This is a genomic window from Microtetraspora sp. AC03309, assembly GCF_020826795.1.
Lineage (GTDB): Bacteria > Actinomycetota > Actinomycetes > Streptosporangiales > Streptosporangiaceae > Microtetraspora > Microtetraspora glauca.
Map to the genome: position 1 here is coordinate 1 of NZ_JADDIL010000033.1, position 26,685 is coordinate 26,685.

The following is a 26,685-nucleotide window of genomic DNA, read 5'->3' on the forward strand; positions in this document are numbered from 1 at the left end:
CATAAGGAGTCTGGCCCCGCGTCATCCGAGGCGAGGCCAGAACGCAAGATCTTCAGTGATCTTCTAGACGAAGCCACTCCGTGCCGATCGCACAAGCATGATCGTAACGTCCCCTCGACTGAGGGGACCCGCGAGAGCCCACCCATCCCTGCCTTAACGGTTCACCCGGCCCGTGACGCAGCAAATGATCACGCCGCGACCAGGGTTTCGACTGGCGAGCAAACGACGAGCAACCATCGTGATCAACGTGGGGCGCGGGGCATCGCCAAAGTGATCATCAAGTGATGAAAGCCCAGGTCGGTGATACCGACCTGGGCTTTCTGAAGGGTGCGCCACCGCGGGCTGGGAACCGTTGATTGAGAGTCAGCGGGGGCGTGGGAGGTGTTTGGCGATGAACAGGCCCTCCGCGCTGACGCACAGCTCGCCGCCGGCCGAGATGGTGCCGGTCGTGCGGATCTTGCGGCCGTCCACGGAGATCTGGCGTCCCGTCACGGTCAGCGGCTCGAACAGCGGCGTCGGCCGGTGGTAGCGCAAGGTCAGCTCGGCCGTCATGCCGGACGGCCCGCCCCAGGCGTTCGCCACGCCGAGCGTGTGGTCGAGCAGCAGCGCCGAGACGCCACCGTGCACGAACCCGGGCGGCCCCTGGTACGGCATGCCCAGGACGACGACGCCCTCGATCGAGCCGTCGTCCTTGCCGGTGAGCGGGAGCGGCGGCGCGATGGCGTTCTCCGGCCCGGTGACCGGGTCGTGCCGGGTCACACCCTCGCCCCGCCACATGTCGATCATCCGCTCCTCGACGCCGGGAGCGTGCTCGTCCAGATAGTCGGCGACGGCGTTCAGCCGGTCCGCCACCCCGGTCATCTCGGCGTCGGAGCCGTCACCGGCGTGCAGCAGCGAGGCGATCACCCGGCGGGCGGCGGCGACGGCCGCGTCCACGCCCTTGTTGTTCGCCTTGGCGGTGAGCTCCTCCAGTCTCTCGCTCATGCCGTCACCTCCGGCGCCGCCGCGGACGACACCGTGGCCGTCGCGTGTGTGAGAACGGGCGCGTCGTCGCGTGCCGGGCAGGTCGAGGTCAGCACCAGCCGGTCGCCCTCGCGCCACACCGTGGTCCGGATCGTCTCGCCGGGGAACAGCGACCCGGCGAACCGCACCGACAGGCCGGTCAGCCGGGACACGTCACCGTCGAGCACACCGTCCACGACGGCCTTCGCGACGATGCCGTACGACGCGAGCCCGTGCAGGATCGGCCGGTCGAAACCGGCCATCCGCGCGAACTCCGGGTCGGCGTGCAACGGGTTGAGGTCGCCGTTGAGCCGGTACAGCAGGGCCTGCCCGGGGGTGGTGGGTGAGTCGAGCACGTGGTCGGGCTTCCGTTCCGGCGCAGCCCACGGGGTCTCCGGGCCCGGGTCGCCGCCGAAGCCGCCTTCGCCGCGCGCCCAGATCTGCATGGTGGTGGTCCACAGCGGCCCGCCGTCGGGGTCGGCCGCGGACTGCTCCATGACGATCACCGCGGCCTTGCCCTTGTCCCAGATGTGGGCCACGCGCGAGGTGACGGTGGCGGTGCCCGAGGCGGGCAGCGGCCGGTGGACCGTCAGCCCCTGGCCCGCGTGCAGGATCCGGCGCAGGTCGATGTCGACGCCGGGCAGGTGCATGGCCGTGGGACCACGGTCCCCGGCGGAGACGCCCTGCCCGGCGACCATCGCGAAGGTCGGGAGCACGCGCAGGCCGCGCTCGTAGGTGTAGGGCAGCTCGGGGCCGGCGTCGGTGCCGCCCGCTCCCAGGCTGAGGTGGTAGAGCAGCACGTCGCGACCGGTCCAGCTGATCTCGCGGACCGAGGGCGGCGCGCTGAGCGCCTTGTCGACGTCGATCGGCATGGTTCAGCCCTTCTTTCCTGTGTCGGAGCCGTTCAGCGTGCCCGCGCCGTACAGGGTGACGACGCAGGCGCCGCCGAGCCCGAGGTTGTGCTGCAGGCCGACCTTGGCGCCGTCCACCTGGCGGGCGCCGGCCTCGCCGCGCAGCTGCCAGGTCAGTTCGGCGCATTGGGCCAGGCCGGTCGCCCCCAGCGGGTGTCCCTTGGAGATCAGGCCGCCCGACGGGTTGACGACCCACCGGCCGCCGTACGTGGTGGCACCGGACTCGGCGAGCGTGCCGCCCTCTCCCTCGGGGCACATGCCGAGCGCCTCGTACGTGAGGATCTCGTTGATCGAGAAGCAGTCGTGCAGCTCGATCACATCGACGTCGTCGATCCCGAGCCCGGCCTCGGCGAACACCAGCTCCTTGGCGGCGCGGGTCATCGGGGTGCCGACGACGTCGATGTGCGACCGGGTGGCGAACGCCTCATCGGTGTCGGTGGTCAGCGCCTGGGCGAGGATCTCGACCGCCCGGCCCTCCAGGCCGTGCTCGCGGACGAACCGCTCACTGACGACGACGGCCGCGGCCGCGCCGTCGGAGGTCGGCGAGCACTGCGACCGGGTGAGCGGGTCGTGGATCGGCTTGTCGCCGAGCACCTGGTCGAGCGTGTACTCGTCCCGGAACTGGGCGTACGGGTTGTTCACCGAGTGCCGGTGGTTCTTCACCGCGACGGAGGCGATCTGCGCGGCGGTCGTGCCGTGCCTCTCCATGTGCTCGCGGGCCGCGTTGCCGAAGAACTGCGCGGTCATCGGCGCGTTCGCCCAGCCGCGGGTGCCGACCAGCACCTCGAGGTGCCGGTCCACGGTCGTCACCTTGGGCATGCCGCCCGACGGGTTCAGCGCGTCCTTGGTCATCTTCTCGAAGCCGACCGCGAGCGCGACGTCGGCCAGGCCGGCCTGCACCCACTCCCTGGCCAGCATCAGCGCCGTGGAACCGGTGGCGCAGTTGTTGTTGACGTTGACGACCGGGATGCCGGTCAGCCCGACCTCGTAGAGGGCGCGCTGACCGGCCGTCGAGGGACCGAACACGTAGCCGGCGGCGGCGCGCTGCACGGCGTCATAGCCGATCCCGGCGTCGGCGAGGGCCGTGCCCACGGCCTCCGCGACCATGGCCGGGTACTCCCAGTCACGGGTCTCGATCTTTTCGAACTTCGTCATCCCCACGCCGATGACGAACGTTCTGTTGCTCATTGGGGTCTTCCTTCGCGTCCGGGGGAGGTTCATCCCTTGGCGGGCACGGGCTCGGGGTCGCGGGGCAGGCCGAGCAGACGCTCACCGATGATGTTGAGCTGCACGTCGGTGGTGCCCCCCGCGATCGACATGCACCGGGAGTTGAGGAACATCCAGGTGGCGTTCCTCCGCGCGCCACGCCGCTCGGTGCCCTCCTCCCCCTCCTCGTCCGTCAGGGACGCGGGGCCGGCCCAGTCCATGGCGGTCTCCCAGACCTCCTGGATGTGCTCGACTCCGATCAGCTTGGCGACGCTGGACTCGGCCCCCGGCTGCAGGCCGGACAGCGACCGGATCGTGGTCCGCAGACCGAACAGCCCGCCGGACTGGGCGTCGCAGAGGATGCCGCCGAGCCGGGTCAGCCGCTCGTCGTCCATGTCGTCGGGGGCGGCGCTCGCGAGCTGGAGCAGCGCCTCGCCGCCGCTCCCGAGCGACGAGTCGTGCGAGAGGGACACCCGCTCGTTGGCCAGTGTGGTGCGGGCCAGTTTCCAGCCGTCGCCGGGCTGGGCGACCAGCATGTCGTCGGGGACGAAGACGTCGTCGAGGAACACCTCGTTGAACAGCGTCTCGCCGGTCAGCTCGCGCAGGGGCCGGATGTCGATGCCGGGGCTGGACATGTCCAGCAGGAAGTAGGACAGGCCCTTGTGCTTGGGAGCCGAGGGGTCGGTGCGGGCCAGCAGGATGCCCCATCGCGCCTCGCGGGCCATGGAGGTCCAGACCTTCTGGCCACTGATCTTCCAGCCGCCGTCCACCTTCTCCGCGCGGGTGCTGATCGCGGCCAGGTCGGAGCCCGCGCCGGGCTCACTGAAGAGCTGGCACCACAGGAAGTCCCCGCGCAGCGTCGCCGGGAGGAACCTCTCGTGCTGCTCGGGGCTGCCGTGCGCGATCAGGGTCGGCACCACCCAGGCGCCGATGATCAGGTCCGCGGCGCGCAGCCCGGAGGCACGCATCTCCTCGGCGATCACGAGCTGGGAGACGGCGTCGGCGCTCTTGCCCCAGGGTTTCGGCAGATGCGGCGCCGTGTACCCGTGCTCGGCCAGGTAGGTGAGCCGTTCCGCGCCTTCGAGGGCGAGGGCCGGCTCCAGCTCGGCCCGGATCTCGGCGCGTACGGCCTCGGCCTCGGGCGGCAACTCGATGCCGAGTGTGCGGCGGACGCCGTCCAGCGTGAGCCGGGCGACGCGGCGCCGCCACCACGCGGTGGAGCCGAGGAGGAGCCGCAGGCTCTGGGCCCGGCGCAGGTAGAGGCCGGCGTCGTGCTCCCAGGTGAAGCCGATGCCGCCGAGGGTCTGGATGCAGTCCTTGGCGGTGGAGAAGGCCGCCTCGACGCTGGTCGCGCCGGCCACCGCCGCGGCGAGCACCGCCTCGCGCGCGTCGGTGCCGGGGTCGGCGGCGCGCGCGGCGTCCCACGCGCACACCCTCGCCTGCTCCGCTCTGGTCAGCATCCGAGCGCACCGGTGCTTGACGCCCTGGAACTGGCCGATCGGGCGGCCGAACTGCTGCCGCACTCTCGCGTACTCGGCGGCGGTCGTGGTCGCCCAGTCGGCGAGACCGGACGCCTCGGCGGCGAAGAGCACGGCGGCCAGGTCGAGCACGCCGTACGCGTCGAGACCGGTCAGGACGTCGTCCTCCGCGACGGTGACGTCCTCCGCGCGTACCCGCGACAGCCGCCGGGTCAGGTCGTGGCTGGCGAGGTCGGTCGTCTCGACGGCGGCGCGAGGCAGCACCACCCACGCGGTGCCGTCGCCGGCTCCGTCCGGGAGCGCGACGGGCAGCACGAACACGTCGGCGACATGGCCGCCCAGGACCGGATCCGACTCTCCGGAGACGGAGAGCCGTCCGGCGTCGCCGCGGGTGAGGGTGAGGCCGCCCGGCTTCAGTCCGACGGCGCCGATCGTGGTGCCCTCGGCGAGCCCCGGGAGGTGCTCGCGGTGCCCGGCGCGGTCGAGGACGGCGCTCGCGAGGACCGTGGGCAGGAACGGGCCGGGCGTGATGGCACGGCCGAGTTCCTCGACGACGACGGCGAGTTCCAGGAGGCCGTAGCCCGCGCCGCCCGACTCCTCGGGCAGGTGCAGGCCGAGCAGGCCCTGCTCGGCGATCACCGGCCAGAACTCGGGCAGTTCCTCCTTCTTGGCGTCCACGGCCCTGCGTACCGCCTCGGGCGTCACGTGGCGGGTGGTGAGGGTACGGACCGAGTCCCGCAGGTCGCGGTGCTCCTCGGTGAGTCCGATGGTCATGGTGCTCTCAGATCCGTTCGATGATGGTTGCCGTGGAGTGGGCGCCGCCCGCGCACATGGTGATCAGCGCGGTGGACTTCCCGCTCCGTTCGAGCTCGTACAGCGCCTGGGTGATCAGGCGGGCGCCGGTGGAGCCGACCGCGTGTCCCAGGGCGATGGCGCCGCCGTTCACGTTGACCTTGTCCATGTCGGCCTTGTGCACCTGCGCCCACGAGAGCACCACGGAGGCGAACGCCTCGTTGATCTCGACCAGATCGATGTCGGACAGGGACATCCCGGCCGCGCGGAGTACATGCTCGGTGGCCTGCACCGGGCCGTCCAGGTGGTAGTAGGGGTCGGCCCCGACCATCCCGGACGCGACGATGCGGGCCCGGGGCCGCAGGCCGAGCGCCGCGGCCCTGTCCGCGCTCATCAGGAGCACGGCCGCCGCGCCGTCGCTGATCTGCGACGAGTTCCCGGCGGTGTGCACGCCGTCGGGGATCACGGGGGCGAGTTTGGCCAGTGCCTCCGGGCTGGTCTCGCGCAGCCCCTGGTCGCGCGTGACGGTGGCGGTCTCCCCCGTCGGCCCCTCCGGGCCCATCACGGGGGCCTCGACCGGGATGATCTGGCCGTCGAACCGGCCCTCGGCCCACGCCCGCGCGGCCCGCCGCTGCGACTCCAGGCCGAAGGCGTCCACGTCTGCGCGGGTGATGCCGCGCTTCTTCGCGATCCGCTCGGCGGCGGTGAACTGGTCCGGCATGTCGAGGGACCAGTCGTCGGGGCAGGGGCTGCCGGTCTCGGGTGTGAGCGCCTGGCCGAGGAAGACCCGGCTCATCGACTCGACGCCGCAGCCGATGCCGGCGTCGATCGCGCCGGACGCGATCAGGCCCGCGATCAGGTGCACGGCCTGCTGGGAGGACCCGCAGGCGCAGTCGATCGTCGTGCACGCCGTCGTGTACGGCAGGCCGGCGTACAACCATGCCTGCCGGGTGACGTTGTTCGACTGCTCCCCCGCCTGGGTGACGCACCCGCCGATCACCTGGTGGATCGCCGAGCCGATCGCGTCCGGCTCGACGCCCGCGCGGTCGAGCAGGCCCTTCTGCGCCCGCCCGAGCAACGCGGCGGGGTGGAGCCCGGACAGCACGCCCCGGCGCCTGCCGACCGGCGTGCGCGCGGCCTCGACGATGACGGCCTCAGCCATTGACTTCTCCTTGTGGTTGGTTGGTTTCGCCGGAGAGCACGCGCTTGGCCCACCGGTAGTCCGCCTTGCCGCTGGGCGAGCGCACGACGTGGTCGACGACGACGAGCGAGGCCGGCACCTTGTATCCGGCGATCTGGGTACGGCAGTGCGCGCGCAGTTCCTCGACGTCGGGGGCGGCGACGCCGTCGCGCATCTCGACCACGGCGCCGACCCGCTCGCCGAACCTGGTGTCGGGCACCCCGGCTACCAGCACGTCCATGACGGCGGGGTGGGACTTGAGCGCCTGCTCGACCTCTTCGGGGAACACCTTCTCGCCGCCGGTGTTGATGCAGCCCGAGCCGCGGCCGAGCAGAATCGTGCCACCGTCCTCCTCGACCCTGGCCATGTCGCCGAGCACCGCCCAGCGCACGCCGTCGATGACGGGGAACGTCCTCGCGGTCTTCTCGGGGTCGTTGTAGTACCCGAGGGGGACGTGTCCGGTCCTGGCGATGAGTCCGATGTCGGGCGAGCCCGGCTTGAGCGGCTGGAAACGCTCGTCGATGACGGTGACCCGCGGGTTGGGGGCGAGCCGCATGAGGCCGTCCGGTCCCACCTGGAGGTTCCCGTCGACTCCGGTCTCCGAGGCGCCGAACCCGTCGTTGATGTACAGCCCGGGAATCAGCGCGGTCGCCTCCTCCTGGACCGACCGCGACAGGAGCGCGCCCCCGGAGCCGAGCACCTTCATCGAGCTGAGGTCGTACTCCGTGCCGTGTTCCCTGATGGCGTCGACCAGCGGGCGGGCGATCGCGTCGCCGACCACGGTGACGACGATGGCGTGCTCCTTCTCGATCAGCCGCAGCGTCTCGACCGGGTCGTAGCGGCGCATCAGGATCACCGGCGACCCGCCGAGGAGGCTGGCGAACAGGGTGTAGGAGGCCGCGCCGTGCATGAGGGGGGCGGTGATGAGGTAGTTCAGCGCGAAGCCACCCACGGCCGCCGCGGCCAGCTCCTCCGCGGTCCGGTGCGGCGGGCCGTAGTGGTTGCCGCCTTTCAGGGCCGCGAAGTAGAAGTCCTCGTGCCGCCACACGACGCCCTTGGGCCTCCCGGTGGTGCCGCCGGTGTAGAGCACGTAGTGGTCGTCAGCCGTGCGCTCGGCCACCATGGGCGCGGTCGCGGGCTGCGCGGCCAGCGCCTCGTCGTAGCCGATGACGCCGACCTGGTCCGGCCATGTCACGGGGGTCGCGGCGGAGTCGCTCGCGGGGGACGCGACGACCACCGCGTGCCGCAGCTTCGGGCACCGGTCCGCCAGACCGGCGGCGGCGGGCGTGAACTCCTGCTCGATGACGAGCGCCACCAGATCCGCGTCGTTGTACAGGTAGTGCAACTCGTGGTCGGTGTAGCGGTAGTTGATGTTGATCGGCACTGCCCGGATCTTCAGACAGGCGAGAAGCGCCTCGACGAACTCGACGCCGTTGAGCATGTGCAGGCCCACATGCTGGTGCGGTTCGACTCCGGCCGACTTCAGATGGTGTGCCAGCGCGTTGGCACGCTCGTCGAGCTCGGAGAAGCTCAACCGACGGTCACCGCAGACCAGCGCCAGTCGACCGGGAATCGCGGCGGCCACCGACTCGTACAGAGTCGCCAGGTTCAACGTCATGGCGAGAGACTAGAATCAATTCTTGTTTGCCACAACGGCCTGATCCCACTGAGTGGCCGCGCTCCCTTGCTGCCTGAATGATCTCCCCCACTGAGCGGGACGACCACGTTGGCCAAAACTAGAATACGTACTAGTTTTGGCCCTCGAAGATTGATCGACCGCGTGTGACAGGAGCAAGGACATGAGCCCGAACATCAGCCTGGAGGGCAGGACCGCCGTCGTCACCGGCGCGGGCGCCGGACTCGGGCGCAGCGAGGCGCTGGCGCTCGCCGCGCGCGGCGCCAACGTCGTCGTCAACGACATGGGCCCGGCCGCCGACGAGGTCGTGGCCGAGATCAAGGCGCTCGGCCGGGACGCCGTGGCGGTGACCGGCGACGTGAGCGAGTGGTCCATGGGCGACCGCCTCGTCCAGACCGCGGTGGACACGTTCGGCGGCCTCGACATCCTGGTCAACAACGCGGGCGTGCTGCGCGACAAGATGCTCTTCAACCTGGCCGAGTCCGACTGGGACGACGTCGTACGCGTCCACCTCAAGGGCCACGCGGCGGTGTCCCGCGCGGCCGCCGCGTACTGGCGCGAGAAGAGCAAGGCCGCCGGCGGCCCCGTCTACGGGCGGGTCGTCAACACCTCGTCCGAGGCGTTCCTCTTCGGCTCCGCCGGCCAGCCGAACTACTCGGCCGCCAAGGCGGGCATCGTGGCGCTGACCCTCTCGACCGCCCAGGGCCTGTCCCGGTACGGCGTGCGCGCCAACGCGATCTGCCCGCGCGCCCGCACCGGCATGACGGCGCACGTGTTCGCCGACGGCGAGAACACCGCCGAGGGCCTGGACATCCTGGCTCCCGAGCGGGTGGGCACCTTCGTGAGCTACCTCGCCTCCCCCGCCGCCGACGAGATCAACGGTCAGGTCTTCGTGGTGTACGGCGACATGGTCGCGCTCATGGCGGCGCCCACCGTCGAGCGGAAGTTCACCGCGGCCGACGGCGTCTTCTCGGCCGAGGAGCTCGACGCGCAGCTCACGCCGTACTTCACCGGCCGCAGCCCCTACCAGAACTACGCCGCCTACAGCGTGGCCCAGCTCGACACGACGGGAGTGCAGAACGCCGCGGCGTCCAAGTGACGCCGGTCTCCGGCACGGCAGGGGCCGCCTCCGGTCGGGAGGCGGCCCCTGCCGTCCGCCCGGTCGGCCGGTCGGCGACGATCTCTCATCGATACTTTCGCGCCGGCCGATCACCAAGAACGCCGGTCGATGCCGTACGTCTCCGCCGGGTCAGTAGACGTCCGGTCCGCGGAGGGTGGCCTCGGCTCCGCCGTCGACGTAGATGACCTGCCCGGTCATGTGGGTGTTGACCGGGCTGACGAGCCATGCGAGCGCCTCGGCGATCACCTCGGCCGTGGCGTGCCCGTTCAGGGGCATCGGCACCGCCGCCTCCATGGCCTTGCGCATCGCCTCGTCCTCGAAGAGGGGCGCCGACATCGGCGTGAGCACGACGCCGGGGGCGATCGCGTTGAGCGGGATGCCGGCGCCCGCCCACTGGGGCGTGACCGACTCGCGGCGCAGCCACTTCGCCAGGGCGGACTTCGACGACGGGTAGAGCCGGCGTCCCTCTCCGCGCTCGATGGCCTGCTCCGACAGGGCGACCGCGGTGTCCTCGTCGCCCTCCAGGCACGCGGCCACCACGCCCGGGTCCACGGGCTGGGTGCCGGAGATGGAGCCCACCACGGCCGCGCGCGGCGCGGGAGCGGCGGCGAGGGCCGGGCGCAGCCCTTCCAGCAGGCCGACGACGCCGAAATGGTTGACCCGGACCGTCAGCGTGGTGACTGCGGAGACGCCCGCGCAGGCGACGACCCCGTCCAGCACGCCGCCCGACAGCCGCAGCACCGACTCCACCGCCAGCGCCCGGCCCTCCGGACCGCTGAGGTCGGCGCACACGTCGGCGTCCCTCAGGTCGACGCCGATCACCTCGTCGCCCTGCTCACGCAGCAGCTCGGCGAGCGCCTTGCCGATGCCCGAGGCCGAACCGCTCACGGCGATCTTTCGTGTCACGTGGTCGCTCCTTGTTCTGGTGTCAGGGCGCTCGGGTCAGGTGCCCGAGCCGCCGTCGGCCCGGATCTCCGCGCCGGTGATGTAACCGCCGTCGGGGGAGGCCGCGAACGCGATGACCCCCGCGATCTGCTCGGGAGCGGCGCTGCCGAGCAGTGACCGGATCCGCCCGAAATATCGGGCGTCCAGACCGTCGGGGATGACGTTCCCACTCGTCAGCGGGGTCGCGACGGTTCCGGGCGAGATCGGGACGACCCGGATGCCGCGCCCCACCACCTCGGCGGCCAGGCTGAGCGAGAAGGCCAGTACGGCCCCCTTCGAGGCGGAGTAGGCCGTCATGTACGGGGTCCCCTGGGTGGCGGCGGACGACGCGATGTTCACGATGACGCCGGTCCGGTCGGGCAGATGGCGCAGCGCCTCCCGGCAGAACAGCGCGGTGCCGACCAGGTTCACCGAGAACAACCGGTGCAGGTCCTCGACCGACAGCGTGTCGATCGGCGTCGTCTTGTGTATCCCCGCGACGTTCACCAGGACGTCGATCCCGCCGAGCTCCGCCGCGGCGGCGCGCACGGCCTCGACGACCGCCGGCTCGTCCGTCACGTCGGCGACGTGCGGGACGATCCGGCCCGGCCCGCTCGCCGACCTGACGGTCTCGGCCAGGCCGTCCTCCGTACGGTCGACGGCGAAGACCGCCGCCCCCTCGGAGACGAGCCGGATCGCGGTCGCGCGCCCGATGCCCGACCCCGCGCCGGTGATCAGGACCTTCACGCCGTCGTAACGGTTCACTGCCCCTGCCCCTCCGAGCCCTCCTGGGCGTCCGCGCCCGTGCGCCGCCCGGCCGACCGGCACGCTATCCGTACGGCGGGCGGCGCGGGGAAGGTGATCCCGGTCACCGGGAGGTGGGGGCCGCGGCCGTGGATCATCCGTTCCCGGCGGCCCCCATCGCGGCCAGCAGCCTCCGCATGCGGTCGATCTCGATGCGCTGGTCGGCGTCCACGTGCGTGGCGATCTGGTAAACCTCCGGTTCCTCTCCCCCGCCGTCGGCGAAGAGCCCCTCCACCATCTGGATGGCACCGGTGTGGTGATAGATCATAAACTCGTAGAAGAGCCGGTCGAACGCGGCGCCCTCGGCCTTCTCCAGGTCGGCGAACTGTTCCTCGGTGAGCATCCCCGGCATGAGCCCGCCGTGATCGTGGCCGGTCCCCGTGCTGTTCGGCACCTCCTCGAGGCGTGCCCGCAGCCAGCGCAGCATCAGCGCGATCTCGTCCTCCTGCGAGACCGTGATCCGCTCGGCGAACAGCGGGACGTCCTTGCTCGTGCTGCGGCCGGCGACCAGGCCGGTCATCCGCAGCGCCTGGGCGTGGTGGCGGATCATCCCCTGGACGAACCGGACATCCGCCTTGGTGTACTTCGCGCTGTCGGGTTGTCCCACGTCGTCGACGGAGAGGACCTTGCTGGACGCTCCCGGCGGGCCGGGCTGGACGACGGTCCCTTTCGGGCCTTCGGCGGTGCACCCGCAGAGCGTGGCGGCGATCAGGAAGGGAGGAAGAATATGCCGGAACGGGGTCAACGAGATCATTACGTGCACTCGCTTCCGACTACTGATGATCTATCCGTATTTGGAAGGTGTGACAGGGTATAGCACATTTCCTCCTTCTTTGGTTACAGTCCACCCAACGCCGCGTAGATCTCTCAGCGTCCTGTCAGGGTCCGCTGGGAAATCGCCCGCGCGGGGTTGCCGGGTCACGCCAGCAAGACCGGAAAAGGAGGGGTGCGACCCATGCCGGATGACCGTACCGCGCGCTGGGGACGTGCTGGATTACGCAAACTCGGGGTAATCGTCGCGGGGGCGACGCTGGTGGGCCTGTCGCCCGCCACCGCCATGACGGCCGACGCCGCGACCACCACAACGACCGCCACCACCACGACCACAGCGGCCGCCGACACCGATCCCCGAGCCGGGCTCGGAGCCGGATGGCTGAACGCGCAGCAGGCGTCCAGCGGGCTGGATCTCCTCGCGCACAAGGACAAGCCGGACGGGTTCGTCCAGACGTCCAATCCGGGGAACCTGTCGTACGCCAACTCGGACATGGCGTTCAGCGGCGACTACGCGTTCGTCGGCAACTTCAACGGCTTCAACGTCTACGACGTCTCCACACCCGCGAACCCGGTGCTGACCACCTCCGTGGTGTGTCCGGGCGGGCAGGGCGACATGTCCGTCTACGGCAACCTGCTCTTCATGTCGGTCGAGGAGACCCGCGGCCGGCTGGACTGCGGCACGCAGGGAGCGAGCGGCACGGTCAACCCGGACCGGTTCCGTGGCGTGCGGATCTTCGACGTGAGCGACATCACCAAGCCCGTCCAGGTGGCGGCGGTCCAGACCTGCCGCGGGTCGCACACCCACACGCTCGTGACCGGCAAGGACGACCCGGACAACGTCTACGTCTACGTCTCGGGCACGGCCGGCGTGCGCTCGGGCGCCGAGCTGGCCGGCTGCGCCAACACCGCCGCGACCGACCCGAACACGTCCCTGTGGCGGATCGAGGTCATCCGGGTACCCCTGGCCGCGCCGCAGAACGCGGCGGTCGTGAACGCGCCGCGGCTGTTCGCCGACCGGGAGACCGGAGCGATCGACGGCCTGCAGAACACCCCGCCCACGGCGCAGCACCCGTCCGGCTCGTCCTGGTCGCCGCGCCCGGTCACGAACCACTGCCACGACATCACGGCCTACCCCGCGATCGGCCTGGCCGCGGCGGCGTGCGCCGGCAACGGCATCCTCCTCGACATCTCCGACCCGGCCAACCCGGTCAGGCTCGACGAGGTGTCCGACCCGAACTTCGCCTACTGGCACTCGGCGACGCTGAACAACGACGGCACCAAGGTCGTCTTCACCGACGAGTGGGGCGGCGGCACCGGCGCGCGGTGCCGGCCCACCGACCAGCCGTCGTGGGGCGCGAACGCGATCTACGACATCGTCGACGGCAAGCTGACGTTCCGCAGCTACTACAAGCTCCCGGTCTCGCAGACGAACCAGGAGAACTGCGTGGCGCACAACGGGTCGCTCGTCCCGGTGCCCGGCCGCGACATCATGGTCCAGGCGTGGTACCAGGGCGGCATCTCCGTGTTCGACTTCACCGACTCGGCCGACCCGCGCGAGATCGCGTACTTCGACCGCGGCCCCGTCAGCGCGACCTCGCTGGTCACCGGCGGATTCTGGTCCGGTTACTACTACAACGGCCACATCTACGGCAGCGAGATCGCCCGCGGGTTCGACTCGTTCTCGCTGACGCCCACCCAGTACCTGGACCAGGCCGAGATCGACGCCGCGGCCACGGCCACTCTCGACCGGTTCAACGCGCAGCACCAGCCGAAGCTGATCTGGCCGGCCAGCTTCGAGGTCGTGCGGGCGCGCTACGCGCAGGCGCTGCGCGCGGACACGATGAAGAAGAACACCGCCGACAACGTCAAGAAGTTCGTCGACCGGGCCGAGCGGTTCAAGGACGGGCCGCAGAAGCACGCCGCCGTGGCGCAGCTGAGGGCCGTCGCGAACCAGCTCGACACCTCCGATACCGCGCAGGCCGCGCTCGCCCAGGCGCTGCGCGATCTGGCCGACGCGCTCGACTGATCCCGTTCCGCGTCACCAGCGACAGAGGGGGCGCCCCGGCCGGGGCGTCCCCTCTCCTGTACGTGCCGACGGGCGGCTCAGCCGCCGCCGGCGTTGGAGCGGGGGGCGAGCAGCAGGCGGCAGGCCAGCCGGATGTCGTCCTCCATGTCCGGGATCGAGGCCCGGCCGTTCAGGGTGACCTGCAGCACGCCGTACCAGCACTGCATGAGCAGCCGGATGAGCGTGACGTCCTGCGCGGTGGGATCGTCGATCCCGAGGGCCCGCAACACGATGCCGCGGAACGTGTTGTCGATCCGTCCCGCGTCGGCCACGGCGGCGGCGTTGGCGGCGTTCGCCGACTGGAGCATCGCGGTCGCCAGGGCGGGCCTGCGCAGCAGCTGCCTGCTCGCGCTCACCAACAGCTCGCCGACCACGTCCTCGGGGCTGACGCCGGGCTTCGGGCGGGTGACGTTGTCGTTGAAACGGTCGACCTGCTCCGCCATGACCGCGGTGAACAGGTGGGTCTTCGACGGGAAGTAGCGGTACAGCGTGCCGATCGCGACGCCCGCGGCCTTCGCGACCTCGTGCATCTGGACCCGCTCCAGGCCCTTGTCGGCCGCGAGATGGGCGGCGGCCCGCAGGATGCGAACATGCCGGGCTCGCTGCTCGGGCGAGCTCGGCTCGGCCGGCGGCCTGGCTTCGGCGATTCTCGGCACGCTGTCTTCCCCCTGGTCGGTTCGACAAGAGATTACACACGGGTGCGGGCGGCTACGTGAACCCGTCCATACCGGTGAGTGGGATGGGGCTGCCACCGTCCCGCCGTCCTGCTGTTGCCTGAGGCGGACAGCTGCGAGTGTTCAGCGGAAGGACGGTGGCATGGCCGCCTCGGGACTGTGGGACGACGAGTACGACGTGGTGGTGGCCGGCTCCGGAGCCGGCGCCATGACCGGAGCACTGGTGGCCGCGTCCCGCGGCCTGCGCACCGCCGTCCTGGAGAAGACCTCCCTGCTCGGCGGCACCTCCTCGTACGCCGGCGCCGCCGTCTGGCTGCCGGGCACCCGGATCCAGGAGCGGGCGGGCATCGGGGACTCGACCGAGTCGGCGCGCACCTACCTGCGCGCCCTGCTGGGCGAGGACACGGACGGGCGGCAGGAGGCGTTCCTGACGACCGCGCCCGAGGTAGCCGAGTTCCTCGAGCGCGATCCCGCGATCGAGTTCGAGTGGCGCCCCTTCCCCGACTACTTCGCCGCGCCCGGCCGTATGGACATGGGGCGCTCGTTCGTCCCGCTCGACCTGCCCGCCGAACGGCTCGGCGGGCTCGCCTCCCTGGTGCGTCCCCCGGTGGACCGCGACCGGGCCGGGCAGGGCCACCGCGACGCGCCGCTCTCCCAGGGCCGCGCGCTCATCGGGCGGCTGCTGCTCGCGCTGACCAACACCGGGAACGGCACCGTGCGCACCGGCACCCGCCTGACCGGCCTCGTCGTCGAGGACGGCCGGGTCGTCGGCGTGGAGGCAGAGACCGGGGACGGCCCGGTGCGGATCCGCGCACGGCGCGGCGTCCTGCTGGCGGCGGGCGGCTTCGAGGGCAACGACAAGATGCGCGCCGAGCACGGCGTCCCCGGCGCCGCCGGCTGGTCGATGGCGCCGTCCGGTGCCAACACGGGCGACCCGATCCTGGCCGCGACCGCCGTCGGCGCCGCGACGGACCTGATGGACCAGGCGTGGTGGTGCCCGGGAGTGGAGGACGCGAGCGGCGCAGCCTCGTTCACGCTGGGCTTCGGCGGCGGCCTCGTGGTCGACGCCTCGGGCCGCCGGTTCGCCAACGAGTCGCTCCCGTACGACCGGATGGGCCGGGAGATGGCCGCCGCGCCTGATCGGGTTCCGGCGTACTTCGTCTTCGACTCACGGTCCGGCGGGCGGCTCCCCGCGATCTCGGTGCCGGGCGGCCCCGGCACGGACTGGGTCCAGGCCGGCACCGTGGACGAGCTGGCAGAGAAGCTGGGTCTGCCCGCCGACGCCCTGACCGCCACGGTCGAGCGGTTCAACGGCTTCGCCCGTGCCGGTGTGGACGCGGACTTCCACCGGGGCGAGGACCCGTACGACCTGTTCTTCGCCGACCGGTCCGACGACGGGGACCGGGGGCCGAACCCGTGCCTGGTCCCGGTGGACCGGCCGCCGTACTACGCCGTGCGCCTGGTCCTGAGCGACCTGGGCACCAAGGGCGGGCTGCGCACCGACACCGAGGGCCGTGTGCTCGACGCCGAGAGCCGCCCGATCGAGGGCCTGTACGCCGCGGGGAACACGAGCGCCTCCTTCGCGGGGCGCTTCTACCCCGGCCCCGGAACACCGATCGGTTCGGCGATGGTCTTCGCCTACCGCGCGGTCGGGGACATGACCGAGACCGACAACCCCTGATCGAGGAGCACCCGATGGCACCCCCCTCCTTGTCCCGCCGCCGGCGCGCCGCCGCGCTTGCCCTGGCCACCCTCGCCGCCGTGACTGTGACGGGCGGCGCGCGGACCGCCGCCGAGGCCGACGCGCCGCGCGCGGGCACGGCCGCGGCGGACGGCGTGGCTCCCGGCCTGCGCGGCAAGATCGTCAGCATCCGCCCGCTGACGAACGCGGCGGCCCTGCCCAGCGCGGCGCGCAACTGGTACGTCACCTACGTGTCCGAGGGCGCGACCGGCAAGGCCGTCACGGTCTCCGGCACGGTCGCGCTGCCCAGGACGCCGCCGCCTCCCGGTGGCTGGCCGGTGATCAGCTGGGCGCACGGGACGACCGGCACCGCGGACGTGTGCGCCCCCTCGGCCGACACCCCGACCGGGCCCGCCCACGACTACGTGTCGATCGCCGCGACCACGCTGGACGCCTGGGTCGCCCGTGGCTTCGCCGTCGTGCAGACCGACTATGAGGGCCTCGGCACTCCCGGCGAGCACCCGTACATGAACGGGCGCAGCGCCGCCAACACGGTGCTGGACATGGTGCGCGCGGCGCGCAGGGCGGACAGGCGGATCGGCCGTGACTGGTTCGCGGTCGGCCACAGCCAGGGCGGCCACGCGGCGCTGTTCGCGGCCGTCGCGGAGACGGGGCGCACGGACGTGCGGCTCCGCGGCGCGGTGTCGATCGCTCCCGGCGGGTGGGGGCTCAGCCAGACCGCGCCGTACATCCAGTCCGGCCAGCCGGGCGCCGAGTACGCGGTGGCCTTCCTGCCCACGCTCCTCATCGGCGCGGCCGCCGCCGACCCGTCCGTCAAGCCGGACGAGCTCCTGACGCAGGTGGCGGCGCCCCTGCTCACCGCGGGCAGGACGGGCTGCCAGGCACAGGTCCGCGAGGTCGCCGCGGGAATCCCGGTGGACAAGGTGTTCGTTCCCGGCGCGGACCTCGGGCCGCTGACGCGCTACCTGCGGTCGCAGGAACCCGTCGGTCTCACGCTGCGGGTGCCCACGCTCGTCGCCCAGGGCACCGCGGACGTCCTCGTGTCCAAGGCGACCACCGACCTGATGGTCGCCGACATGTGCGCGAAGGCCGGGAAGGTGACCTACAAGGTCTACGAGGGCGTCGACCACCGTGGGGCCATCGCGCGCTCCTTCGACGACGCGCTGGGGTTCGTCACCTCCATCCGCGCGGGGAAGACCCCGGCGAGCACCTGCTGACGACCATGTGAACCTCCACTCGGGGGATGCCGGACGCGCCATGGCCCGTAACTCTCGGAAGGAGTCAGCATGGACGCGATCGAACCCACAGGAACCGAATCCACCAAGCCCTCATCCCCCGACGACTTATCCACCGGAGGCGTGCCGGATGCGGCACGGCGGGTCATCACCGTCGACACGACGGACCTCGACGCGCTGCGCGGCGCCCTGGCCCGCTGGCTGACCGAACGGCTGGGCGCCGACCGGCCCGTCCATCTCAGCGGGCTGACCCGGCCGGGTCACTCCGGTATGTCCAGCGTCTCCGTCCTGTTCGACGCCGAGTGGGTCGTCGCGGGCGAGGAGAACCGGGCGCGCCTGGTCGCCAGGCTGGCGCCGCAGGCGACGGCGTTCCCGGTCTTCCCCGCCTACGACATCCGCCGGCAGTTCGACGTCATGCGGGCGGTGGCCCGGCACACGGGGACACCGGTTCCCCCGGTGCACTGGTTGGAGGAGTCACCCGACGTTCTCGGCGTGCCGTTCCTCGTGATGAGCCGGATCGACGGCCAGGTTCCCGTCGACAACCCGCCGTACGTCTTCGACGGGTGGCTGCGGGACGCGGACGCGCGGGAACGTCGCGAGGTGCAGGACCTGAGCGTGGGGATCCTGGCCGGGATCCACGGGCTGGAGCGGGTCGCCGAACTCCTCCCCGACCTGGCCGCCGAGGCCGGCGACGATCCGCTGCGCCGCCACGTCGAGCGCGAGCGGGCCTACTACGAATGGACCCGCCGTTCCGACGGCGTGCGCATCCCGGTGATCGAGGACGCGTTCGCCTGGCTGGAGGACCACTGGCCGGCCGACCCCGGTCCCCCCGTGCTGCTGTGGGGCGACGCGCGCGTCGGCAACGTGGTGTACGGCGGGACGCGGCCCGTCGCCGTGCTGGACTGGGAGATGGCGACGCTGGGCCCCCGGGAGATGGATCTCGGATGGTTCGTCTTCCTCCACCGGTTCTTCCAGGACATCGCCGAGATGCTGGAGGCACCGGGGCTGCCGGACTTCTGCCGCCGCTCCGACGTGGTCCGGGAGTACGAGCGGCGCACCGGCCACCGGGTCCGCGATCTCGACTTCTACCTCACGTACGCCGCGCTGCGGCACGCGATCGTCATGTCCCAGGTCAGGCGCCGGGCCATCTGGTTCGGCGAGGAGATCACTCCGGCGACGCCGGACGAGTACGTCCTGCACCACGCCGCGCTTCGGGAACTCGTGTCCGGAACCTACTCCTGGGAGAGATGAATGAGACCCGTGCCCCTCGACGAATACCCCATCCACCAGTCGCCACTGTCGATGGCCCAGGTCGCCGCGACCGACCGCAACTTCTACGACCGGTGCTACTTCAACGCCCACGACCGCTCCGGAGAGGTGTTCCTGGTCACCGGCCTCGGCGTCTACCCGAATCTGGGGGTGACAGACGCCTTCGCGACCGTGCGGCGCGGAGACGAGCAGTGGGCGGTTCGCTTCTCCGACGCCCTCGACGACCGCGGCCTGGACGCGAGGGTGGGCGGCTACCGCGTGGAGGTGGTCGAGCCGTTACGGAAGATCAGGGTGGTCTGCGAGCCCGCCGACCGTTCGGTGTGCTTCGACCTCACCTGGGAAGGCGCGTTCCCCGCGGTCCTGGAGGACCGGCACATCCTGATGGCCGGCCCGAAGGCGATCCTGGACGCCACCCGGTTCGCACAGGTCGGCGGATGGTCGGGCACGCTGAGCGTCGACGGCGAGGACCTCCGGGTCGATCCCGAGGTCTGGGTCGGGAGCCGCGACCGCTCGTGGGGCATCCGCCCCGTCGGCGACGCCGATCCGGCCGGAAGGACCGCCGACGACCCCCTCGCCGGCCACTGGTGGTTGTACGTCCCGCTGCGGTTCGACGACTTCGGCCTGCTCGTCATCGTGCAGGAGTCAGCCGACGGGACCCGTACTCTCAACCACGCCACCAGGGTCTTCGCGGACGGCCGCGTGGAACAGCTCGGCTGGCCCAGGGTGTCCATCACGTACGCCGGCGGTACGCGTCATCCGGAGTCGGCGCGCCTGCACCTCACGACACCCGCCGGAGCTCCCCTGCTGGTCGAGATCGAGACCCTCACGTCGATCGCGCTGAGCGTCGGCGCCGGGTACGGCGGAGACCCCGACTGGACGCACGGCCAATGGAAGGGCCGGGACTGGTCGAGCTCGTCGAAGTACCGGCTCGATGACGCGACGATCCTGGCCCGGCTTCCGTTCGCCACCGTCGACCACGTCGCCCGCGCCACCTGCGAAGGCGCGGTCGGATGGGGCATGTTCGAACACGCGAGCATGGGCCGCCACGATCCCAGCGGGTTCGCGGACTGGTTCGCGACGGCGCCCTAGACCCCGCCTCCGGCTCAGATCATGTTGTCCTCGACGGCGAGGCCGAACTCGGCCTTGCCGTACAGGGCCAGGGCGCGCTCGACGTCGTTCGCCACGTGCACGCTGCCCGCGTGGGCGTCCCGCCAGGCGCGCTCGATCGGGTTGCCGCGCTGGAGCGAGTTCCCGCCGGCGGTCTTGAACAGGATGTCGATCGCCTCAAGCACCCGCTCGGTGGCGCGCACCTGATCCCGGCGGGCCCGCAACCGCAGCTCCATCGGGATCTCCGCGCCGTCCACGGCGTGCTGGTACACCTCCCGCACGTTGCGGTCCATCTGCAGGATCGCGGCGTCTATCTCGGACGCGGCCCGGGCCACCGCCACCTGGGCGAACTGGTCCTCGGCGAACCGGCCGCCGCCGAGGCTGAGCCGTACCCGGTCGCGCATCGCGGTGATGTAGGACGTGTAGCAGCCCGCGACCGCGCCGACCACCGCTCCCGTGATCGCGGAGGTGAAGACGGTCGCGAACGGCATCCGGTACAGCGGGCCGGTGTTCACCTTCTGCCCGGGGCCGCGCAGCTGCGCCTGCTCGTAGTTGCGCATCGTGCGGTACTCGGGCACGAAGGCCCCGTCGACGACGATGTCGTTGCTGGCGGTGCCGCGCAGCCCGATCACGTCCCAGACGTCCTCGATCACGTAGTCCGACCGCGGGACGAGGACGGTCATGAAGTCGACCGGCCGTCCCTCGGCGCCCACGATCAGGCCGCCGATCAGCGCCCACTGCGCGTGCTCGCACCCGGAGGAGAACTTCCACCGCCCGGACAGCTCGTATCCGCCCTCGACGGGGATCAGCCGCCCCACCGGCGCGTACGACGAGGCCACCAGCGTGTCGGGGTCGACGCCCCAGACCTCGTCCTGGGCGGCCTCGGCGAACAGGCCGAGCTGCCACGGGTGCACGCCGAGCACGGAGGCCACCCACCCGGTGGAGCCGCACGCCCCGGAGATCTCGCGCACGACCTCGTAGAACCGCACCGGGTCGCTCTCGGCGCCGCCGTACCTTCGCGGCTGCAGCATGCGGAAGACCCCGGCCTCGACGAGCTCCTGGATGCTCTCCGCCGGAACCCGCCGGTTCTCGTCGGTGGACCGCGCCCGCCCCGCGATGTACGGCAGAAGCGCGCGAACCGACTCCAGGACCTCGTTGCTCATGGCTTGCGTCTCCGTGTCACGCTCGTCGTCGTCATAGGGATGCAGACCATGATGGTGCGCCGGGATGGATGAACACGACCCGGGGCATCCCGCCCACTGGGATTCCGGGTCCGTCCCCGCCCGTCGGCGACCTACCTTTCCCATCGAGAGAACCTGCGTCCCGAAGGGTGGGGTCAACAGTGACCGCAGTCGAATCCGAACACGACGATGTGCGTGCGATCGAGGCCGAGGCCGCGCCTACACGATTCGCCCGAGGATGGCACTGCCTGGGCTTGTCCAGCGGGTTCAAGGACGGCAAGCCGCACACCGTCAATGCCTTCGGCCAGAAGCTGGTGGTCTTCCAGAGCGGTGACGGCAAGCTCAACGTGCTCGACGCGTACTGCCGGCACATGGGCGGGGACCTGTCGCAGGGCACCGTCAAGGGCAACGAGATCGCCTGCCCGTTCCACGACTGGCGCTGGGGCGGCGACGGCAAGTGCAAGAGCATTCCGTACTCCCGCCGCGTCCCGCTGCGCGCCCGTACGGCGGCCTGGACCACGATGGACCAGGACGGCCTGCTGTTCGTCTGGAACGACCCGGAGGGCAACCCGCCGCCGGCGGACGTGACGATCCCCCGCATCGAGGGTGCGACCCGTGACGACTGGACCGACTGGGTCTGGTCGGAGACGATCGTCCACACGAACTGCCGCGAGGTCGTGGACAACATCGTCGACATGGCGCACTTCTTCTACGTGCACTACTCGTTCCCGACGTACTTCAAGAACATCTTCGAGGGGCACACGGCCACCCAGATCATGAAGGGCATGGGCCGTCCGGACGCCCGCCCGCCGGCGAAGGACGGCGAGCCGCAGATGACCGGCAACACCTCCGTCGCGTCGTACCACGGGCCGTCGTTCATGATCGACGACCTGACGTACCACTACACGAACATGGAGATCAAGTCCGTCCTGATCAACGCGCACTACCCGATCGACGCGCACTCGTTCGTGCTGCACTCGGGCATCATCGTGCAGCGCAGCGACGCGCTCGAGGGCGACGCCGCCGACACGATGGCCAGGAAGCTGGGCGACTTCATCCTCAGGGGCTTCGACCAGGACATCCAGATCTGGAAGAACAAGACCAGGATCGACAACCCGCTGCTGTGCGAGGAGGACGGGCCGGTCTACCAGCTCCGCCGCTGGTACGAGCAGTTCTACGTGGACGTCGCCGACGTCACGCCGGAGATGGTGGAGCGCTTCGAGTACGAGCTCGACACCACTCGCCCGGTCGAGGCGTGGCGTAAGGAGGTCGAGGACAACCTCGCCCGCCGGGCCGCCGAGGGCCAGCCCGCATGACGATCCGCCAGGACAACCGCCTGCTGGACGGCGCCCCCATGCTGCCGCTGCGGTGCCACCAGTGCGGCACCCGCGTGCAGGTGCGCAAGTCCAGCTGGCACCAGACGAGCATCCAGTGGGACAAGGAGGCCGTGGACGCCTGCCTGGAGCGGCGTGCGTCCACCCCGGGCGGCGGCCCGAACGGCGACCGGTTCCCCGCCTGCGAGGCGTTGCGGCAGACCATCAGGCAGGCCGTGCTCGACGGCGCCATCCCGGTGCCCGACGACGGTCTGTGAGGACAAGAGAAAGACGATGACCGACAAGAACGTGTACGGCCCGTGGGCCGTGATCGCCGGCGGTTCCGAAGGAGTGGGCGCGTCGTTCGCGCACCAGCTCGCGGACGCCGGGATCAATCTCGTGCTCATCGCCCGCAAGCCGGGCCCGCTTGAGGAGACGGCGGCGCAGGTCCGGGCGAAGGGGGTCGAGGTCCGCACCATCGAGCTCGACCTGCTCACCCCGGACGCGCTCAAGGTGATCCGCTCGGTCACCGACGAGCTGGAGGTCGGCCTGCTGATCTTCAACGCCGGCGCCAACACCTACGGCCACGAGTTCGTGACCGGCGACCTGGACCGGGTCCAGGGCGTCATCGACCTCAACATCACGGCGCAGCTCGCGCTGGCCCACCACTTCGGCGCGCTGATGAAGGAGCGCGGCCACGGCGGGATCATGCTGGTCGGGTCGCTGGCGGGCTACATGGGCCAGCCGCACATCAGCGTCTACTCCGCGGTCAAGGCGTTCAGCCGGGTCTTCGCGGAGGGCCTGTGGCTGGAGCTCGGCGAGCACGGCGTCCACGTGCTCGAACTGGTCCTCGGCGTCACCCGCACCCCCGCCATGGAGCGGGCCGGCCTTCGCATGGACCTGCCGGGGCTCAACGTGGCCGAGCCCGACGACGTGGCCAGGGAGGGCCTCGCGCACCTCGCCGACGGCCCGGTCTGGGTCGCGGGCGGCAACCAGGAGGCCGCCGAGAAGCGGAGCCGGTTCCCGCGCGCCAAGCTCGTCAGGGGCGCGCACGAGGCGACCAAGCGCCTGCTCCCCTCGGAGTAGCCCGCCACGCGAAACCGCTCGCCCATGTCCATGAAGCCGTGAGCTCATGAGGCCGTGAGGTGATGAGGAGGCGGCCGGTCCCCCTGAGGACCCGCCGCCTCCTGGCGTTCCGGGCTGCCGACCCCCACACCTCTTCCTCCCTTCTCCTTGCCTCCCTTGCCCGGCCGAGCGGGCCGTACGGCGAGGGCGGCGGCGACGCAGGCGACGGGCACGACGGGCAGGACGTAGCGGTGGTCGAAGTCGAGCGCGGCGACCGGCCCGACCAGGAGTCCCATCGCCACGGCCCATGGAAGTGCCGCCCGGCCGGGCCGCAGGACCGCCCCGGCCGCACCCAGCAGCAGGATCGCCGCCAGCACGGGACCGCGCAGGTACGCGAGACGCTGGTAGGCGATGAGCACGTCGGCGTGCGGCCCGGCTGAACGCATGGCGCCGATGTCGGACGCGTAGGTCCGGCGGACCTCGGCCACGAGGGGCTGGTCGGGCAGCGACCAGATCCCCCGGGCGAACCCGAACGCCGGGACGGTCCGCGCCGGATGCGCGACGGGCGTCCAGCGGAAAGCGATGGCGGTGTCGGCGAACACATCCCGGAGATAGTCGAGCGGCTGGGCCGCGATGGCGCGCAACGCGAATTCGCGCGCCCGCTCGTTGTGCGCGAACCGGCCGCCGGGCAGCAGGTTGATCGAGGCCCCCGGCGCCCATACGTACTCGGAGGCGGCGTCCACGACGGTGCCGTTCGGGCACAGCGGGGTCAGCTCCGGCGGGGGCTGGACGACCGCGCAGTCCGCGAAGGTCATCGTGCGCGCCCACAGCGCCACCCCGTCGGCGCCGCTCAGCGCGACCTTGCCGTGCGTCGCGCCGTACCAGGCGGCGTAGCCGGCGAGCGGCACCATCCCGGCCAGTGCCAGCACGACCACGGCGCGCCAGGAGACGCGGCGCAGCGCGAGCACGAGCACGACGAGGAGGAGCAGCGGCAGCGCGATCGTCCGGGTGAGCGCGGCGCCCGCGAGCAGCAGCCCGGCCACCAGGGCACACCTCGGGGACGGCCGCTCCCGCCAGGCGAGGACCGCGACGGCGGCGACGACGAGCAGGATGAACAGCGTGTCGGACAACACCGCGTGCTCAAGCCGGAGGAACGACGCGTCGAACAGGACCGGCACGGTGGCGAGGACGGCTCCCCAGACCGGCAGCTTCTTGTGGCGGGCCAGCGCGTAGACGATCAGGCCGGTGGCCAGGCCCATCGCGTGCTGGACCGCGACGACGACCGTGACGCTGTGGAAGGGCAGCAGAGCGCGCAGCAGCAGCGGATAGCCGATCGGGTGGAACGTGGACGACGGCCGCAGATGGACGGCATTGTCCAGGTAGGTGAAGGAGTCGTACCAGTACAGCCGGGCCGGCGGATAGCCGAGCATGGTGACGACCCTGAGCGCGGCGGCGAGCGCGAGTACGACGGCGAAGGTCCGGTGGCGCGAGAGCAGCGCGCCGGTCCGGGTCCGGAGGCGGGCGGCGGTACGGCCGAGCGCGGGCACGCCCAATCCAGCGGGCATACGGAGTCCGGCGGGCACACGGAGTCCGGCGGGCATGGCGAATCCGATCGTCGGAGGGAATCCGCGCATGCCGAAGGGCCGCGCGGCGGATGGCACGGGAACGAGGGCCGTCAGCGGCCTCTCACGAGGGAGTTCAGGACGGCTCGGGCGGGATCAGGCGATGTCGGAAGCCGCCAGGGACATCAATCCGTCAGGGACCTCGGGTATCAGAAGCTCTCGGGGGCATCGGGGGCATCGGGGCCGTCAGAGGGCGTCAGAGCGTCACGGGCTTTCAGAGGACCGTCGGGTCCGTCAGGGCAGAAAGCCTCGATCGGCCGGGGCGAGGGGTTGGGCACCGGATTGGTGACCATGAGCGCCTCACCCGGAGCGGTAAGGGTCCCCGCGTAGACGTACCAGTCGCCGGGCACCGTCTTCGCCTGGTACGCGGTGAACGTGCCCTTCAGTCCACGCGCCCGGAGCATGGGCTCGACCTCGGCGACGGTCTTGTTGATGAAGTCCACGCAGTGGAACGGCTCGCCAGGAGAGTCGATCGAAATCATCAGGCCGTAACGCTCCCCCGCGCGGGCCGGCCTCCCCAGGAAGACGACCACGTCCTTCCGGTAGTTCACCGGGATGCGCAGACCGATCGGGCAGCCGAAGGAGCGGGCGCACTCCCCCGGGGCCTGCATGCGGGTGACACCGCTCCCGGTGCGCGTGCCGTCGAGGACGAGGAGTTGCCCCACGGTGCCCGCCGAGACCGGGATGACCTGCAGCTCGATGCTCAGGCCACGGGCGCGCAGCTCCCGCTGGTACATCGCCGGCTCAGCGAACAGGTCGTTCACCGTGACGACGTATTCGTCGCCCTCGCGCTCGATGTCGAGCGCGGCGGAGGCGGGCGTGACTCCGAGCCCCGCCGTTACCGCCAGCAGGGCCGCGAGCGCGCCGGCGGCCGCCACCAGGCGAGGCCGCCGCTCACCGCTTCGCACGAACCACGAACGCCACCGGCGTGGCCGGGCGGGCGTGGCCGGAGCGGCCGAGGTGATCTCGTCCAGCAGGTCGAGGGCGAGCGGCGTCATCCCGGGACCCGGGTCGGGGGCGATCCGCTCGACGAGGCGGTCGAGCCGGGCGTCGGTCATGCCTTCCTCCCCACGAGCGCGAGAGCGCGCACTCCGTACCTCGCCACGTCGACGCCCGCGCGTGACAGTTCCCGCGCCAGGCGCCTGCGGGCGCGGTGCAACCGGGAGCGGGCGGCACCGGGCGAACAGCCGAGGACGGTCGCGACCTCTTCGGAGGTCAGGCCCTCCCAGCTCGCCAGCGCCAGCACCTCGCGGTCGTCCGCGTCCAGCAGCCGGAAGGCCGCCAGGACCGCGTCGAGATCGTCGTCCGGCGGGCCCGCGCTCTCGGCCCACCGCGCGAGCTGTGCGCCGAGCCGCTCCACCAGGGCGCTCCTGCGTGTCGCGGTCCTGCGGCCGTTGGCGAGCACACGCCTGGCCACGCCGTACAGCCAGAGCCGGGCGGCGTGGCCGTCCGGGACGTCCGCCAGGCGGCGCCAGGCGGTGGCGAAGGTCTCGGCGAGAGCGTCGGCGGCGTCCTCGTGGGACTCCGTGCGCCGCCGGATGTAGGCGAGGAGGTCGGCGTAGTACGCCAGATAGATCTCCTCGAAGCGCTGTCTCGTCTCCGGGCGGCCCACGCTGCTCCTTCCC

The 26,685-nt window shown here is 71.5% G+C and carries 24 protein-coding genes; 9 read left to right on the forward strand and 15 right to left on the reverse strand.

The annotated features are described in order from the left end of the window. Positions 1-363: 363 nt before the first annotated feature. The 6 genes from IMZ11_RS20450 to IMZ11_RS20475 are packed head-to-tail and all read right to left on the reverse strand — an operon-like array spanning position 364 to position 8,187. Positions 364-984: a PaaI family thioesterase gene (locus IMZ11_RS20450; protein ID WP_228643809.1), complete on the reverse strand. Its 621-nt coding sequence runs from the start codon at positions 982-984 to the stop codon at positions 364-366. Further along, positions 981-1,874, reverse strand: a complete 894-nt coding sequence (locus IMZ11_RS20455; RefSeq protein WP_228643811.1) for a MaoC/PaaZ C-terminal domain-containing protein — start codon at positions 1,872-1,874, stop codon at positions 981-983. The genes IMZ11_RS20450 and IMZ11_RS20455 overlap by 4 nt, the downstream gene beginning before the upstream one ends. Positions 1,875-1,877: 3 nt before the next feature. Then, a complete protein-coding gene (locus tag IMZ11_RS20460; protein ID WP_228643813.1) occupies positions 1,878-3,101 on the reverse strand; it encodes a lipid-transfer protein in 1,224 nt (407 codons plus the stop codon). 29 nt (positions 3,102-3,130) lie between these two features. After that, entirely contained in the window at positions 3,131-5,371 is a 2,241-nt protein-coding gene (locus IMZ11_RS20465) for an acyl-CoA dehydrogenase (protein ID WP_228643815.1), read from the reverse strand. Between the two features lie 7 nt (positions 5,372-5,378). Beyond that, entirely contained in the window at positions 5,379-6,551 is a 1,173-nt protein-coding gene (locus IMZ11_RS20470; protein ID WP_228643818.1) for a steroid 3-ketoacyl-CoA thiolase, read from the reverse strand. Beyond that, a complete protein-coding gene (locus tag IMZ11_RS20475) occupies positions 6,544-8,187 on the reverse strand; it encodes an acyl-CoA synthetase (RefSeq protein ID WP_228643820.1) in 1,644 nt (547 codons plus the stop codon). The genes IMZ11_RS20470 and IMZ11_RS20475 overlap by 8 nt, the downstream gene beginning before the upstream one ends. Before the next feature lie 181 nt (positions 8,188-8,368). On the opposite strand from IMZ11_RS20475, the gene IMZ11_RS20480 reads away from it, so the two are divergent. Further along, complete coding sequence (locus IMZ11_RS20480) at positions 8,369-9,304, forward strand: 3-oxoacyl-ACP reductase (protein ID WP_228643822.1); 936 nt, start codon at positions 8,369-8,371, stop codon at positions 9,302-9,304. Positions 9,305-9,454: 150 nt separating this feature from the next. Here IMZ11_RS20480 and IMZ11_RS20485 read toward each other — a convergent pair whose 3' ends face one another. From IMZ11_RS20485 to IMZ11_RS20500, 4 genes are read right to left on the reverse strand one after another with little or no spacing between them, the layout of a single operon-like run. Next, positions 9,455-10,231 carry an SDR family oxidoreductase gene (locus IMZ11_RS20485; RefSeq protein WP_228643824.1) on the reverse strand — a complete coding sequence of 259 codons (777 nt, stop codon included), beginning with the start codon at positions 10,229-10,231 and terminating at the stop codon, positions 9,455-9,457. Between the two features lie 36 nt (positions 10,232-10,267). Further along, complete coding sequence (locus tag IMZ11_RS20490; RefSeq protein WP_228643826.1) at positions 10,268-11,014, reverse strand: SDR family NAD(P)-dependent oxidoreductase; 747 nt, start codon at positions 11,012-11,014, stop codon at positions 10,268-10,270. Further along, complete coding sequence (locus tag IMZ11_RS20495; RefSeq protein WP_228643828.1) at positions 11,011-11,151, reverse strand: hypothetical protein; 141 nt, start codon at positions 11,149-11,151, stop codon at positions 11,011-11,013. Before IMZ11_RS20495 ends, IMZ11_RS20490 begins: the two co-directional genes overlap by 4 nt. Beyond that, positions 11,148-11,807 carry a DUF305 domain-containing protein gene (locus tag IMZ11_RS20500; protein WP_228643830.1) on the reverse strand — a complete coding sequence of 220 codons (660 nt, stop codon included), beginning with the start codon at positions 11,805-11,807 and terminating at the stop codon, positions 11,148-11,150. The genes IMZ11_RS20495 and IMZ11_RS20500 overlap by 4 nt, the downstream gene beginning before the upstream one ends. 201 nt (positions 11,808-12,008) lie before the next feature. On the opposite strand from IMZ11_RS20500, the gene IMZ11_RS20505 reads away from it, so the two are divergent. Then, positions 12,009-13,853, forward strand: a complete 1,845-nt coding sequence (locus IMZ11_RS20505) for an LVIVD repeat-containing protein (protein WP_228643832.1) — start codon at positions 12,009-12,011, stop codon at positions 13,851-13,853. 77 nt (positions 13,854-13,930) lie between these two features. On the opposite strand, the gene IMZ11_RS20510 is transcribed toward IMZ11_RS20505, so the two are convergent. Then, positions 13,931-14,548, reverse strand: coding sequence for a TetR family transcriptional regulator (locus IMZ11_RS20510; protein WP_228643834.1), 618 nt, complete (start codon positions 14,546-14,548; stop codon positions 13,931-13,933). A gap of 160 nt (positions 14,549-14,708) precedes the next feature. Here IMZ11_RS20510 and IMZ11_RS20515 point away from each other — a divergent pair, with 160 nt between their 5' ends. From IMZ11_RS20515 to IMZ11_RS20530, 4 genes are all read left to right on the forward strand, one after another. Then, positions 14,709-16,247 (forward strand): FAD-dependent oxidoreductase, encoded by a 1,539-nt coding sequence (locus IMZ11_RS20515; protein WP_228643836.1) that lies wholly within the window; start codon positions 14,709-14,711, stop codon positions 16,245-16,247. Between the two features lie 14 nt (positions 16,248-16,261). Beyond that, complete coding sequence (locus tag IMZ11_RS20520; RefSeq protein WP_228643838.1) at positions 16,262-17,485, forward strand: S9 family peptidase; 1,224 nt, start codon at positions 16,262-16,264, stop codon at positions 17,483-17,485. 69 nt (positions 17,486-17,554) lie between these two features. After that, positions 17,555-18,754, forward strand: a complete 1,200-nt coding sequence (locus IMZ11_RS20525) for a phosphotransferase family protein (RefSeq protein ID WP_228643840.1) — start codon at positions 17,555-17,557, stop codon at positions 18,752-18,754. Beyond that, on the forward strand, positions 18,755-19,861 hold the full coding sequence (locus IMZ11_RS20530; protein WP_228643843.1) for a hypothetical protein: 1,107 nt from the start codon (positions 18,755-18,757) through the stop codon (positions 19,859-19,861). 14 nt (positions 19,862-19,875) lie between these two features. Here IMZ11_RS20530 and hsaA read toward each other — a convergent pair whose 3' ends face one another. Further along, a complete protein-coding gene (gene hsaA, locus IMZ11_RS20535) occupies positions 19,876-21,042 on the reverse strand; it encodes a 3-hydroxy-9,10-secoandrosta-1,3,5(10)-triene-9,17-dione monooxygenase oxygenase subunit (protein ID WP_228643845.1) in 1,167 nt (388 codons plus the stop codon). A 179-nt stretch (positions 21,043-21,221) separates the two neighbouring features. Between hsaA and IMZ11_RS20540 the strand changes: the two genes are divergently transcribed. The 3 genes from IMZ11_RS20540 to IMZ11_RS20550 are packed head-to-tail and all read left to right on the forward strand — an operon-like array spanning position 21,222 to position 23,459. Then, positions 21,222-22,376 carry a Rieske 2Fe-2S domain-containing protein gene (locus IMZ11_RS20540; protein WP_228643847.1) on the forward strand — a complete coding sequence of 385 codons (1,155 nt, stop codon included), beginning with the start codon at positions 21,222-21,224 and terminating at the stop codon, positions 22,374-22,376. After that, entirely contained in the window at positions 22,373-22,651 is a 279-nt protein-coding gene (locus IMZ11_RS20545; protein WP_228643849.1) for a ferredoxin, read from the forward strand. The genes IMZ11_RS20540 and IMZ11_RS20545 overlap by 4 nt, the downstream gene beginning before the upstream one ends. Positions 22,652-22,667: 16 nt before the next feature. After that, entirely contained in the window at positions 22,668-23,459 is a 792-nt protein-coding gene (locus tag IMZ11_RS20550) for an SDR family oxidoreductase (protein ID WP_228643851.1), read from the forward strand. Between the two features lie 44 nt (positions 23,460-23,503). On the opposite strand, the gene IMZ11_RS20555 is transcribed toward IMZ11_RS20550, so the two are convergent. The 3 genes from IMZ11_RS20555 to IMZ11_RS20565 form a co-directional block, all read right to left on the reverse strand. Beyond that, positions 23,504-25,003, reverse strand: a complete 1,500-nt coding sequence (locus tag IMZ11_RS20555; RefSeq protein WP_228643853.1) for a hypothetical protein — start codon at positions 25,001-25,003, stop codon at positions 23,504-23,506. Positions 25,004-25,209: 206 nt separating this feature from the next. After that, positions 25,210-26,118 carry a hypothetical protein gene (locus IMZ11_RS20560; RefSeq protein ID WP_228643855.1) on the reverse strand — a complete coding sequence of 303 codons (909 nt, stop codon included), beginning with the start codon at positions 26,116-26,118 and terminating at the stop codon, positions 25,210-25,212. Next, entirely contained in the window at positions 26,115-26,672 is a 558-nt protein-coding gene (locus IMZ11_RS20565; RefSeq protein ID WP_228643857.1) for an RNA polymerase sigma factor, read from the reverse strand. The genes IMZ11_RS20560 and IMZ11_RS20565 overlap by 4 nt, the downstream gene beginning before the upstream one ends. Between the last annotated feature and the right edge of the window lie 13 nt (positions 26,673-26,685).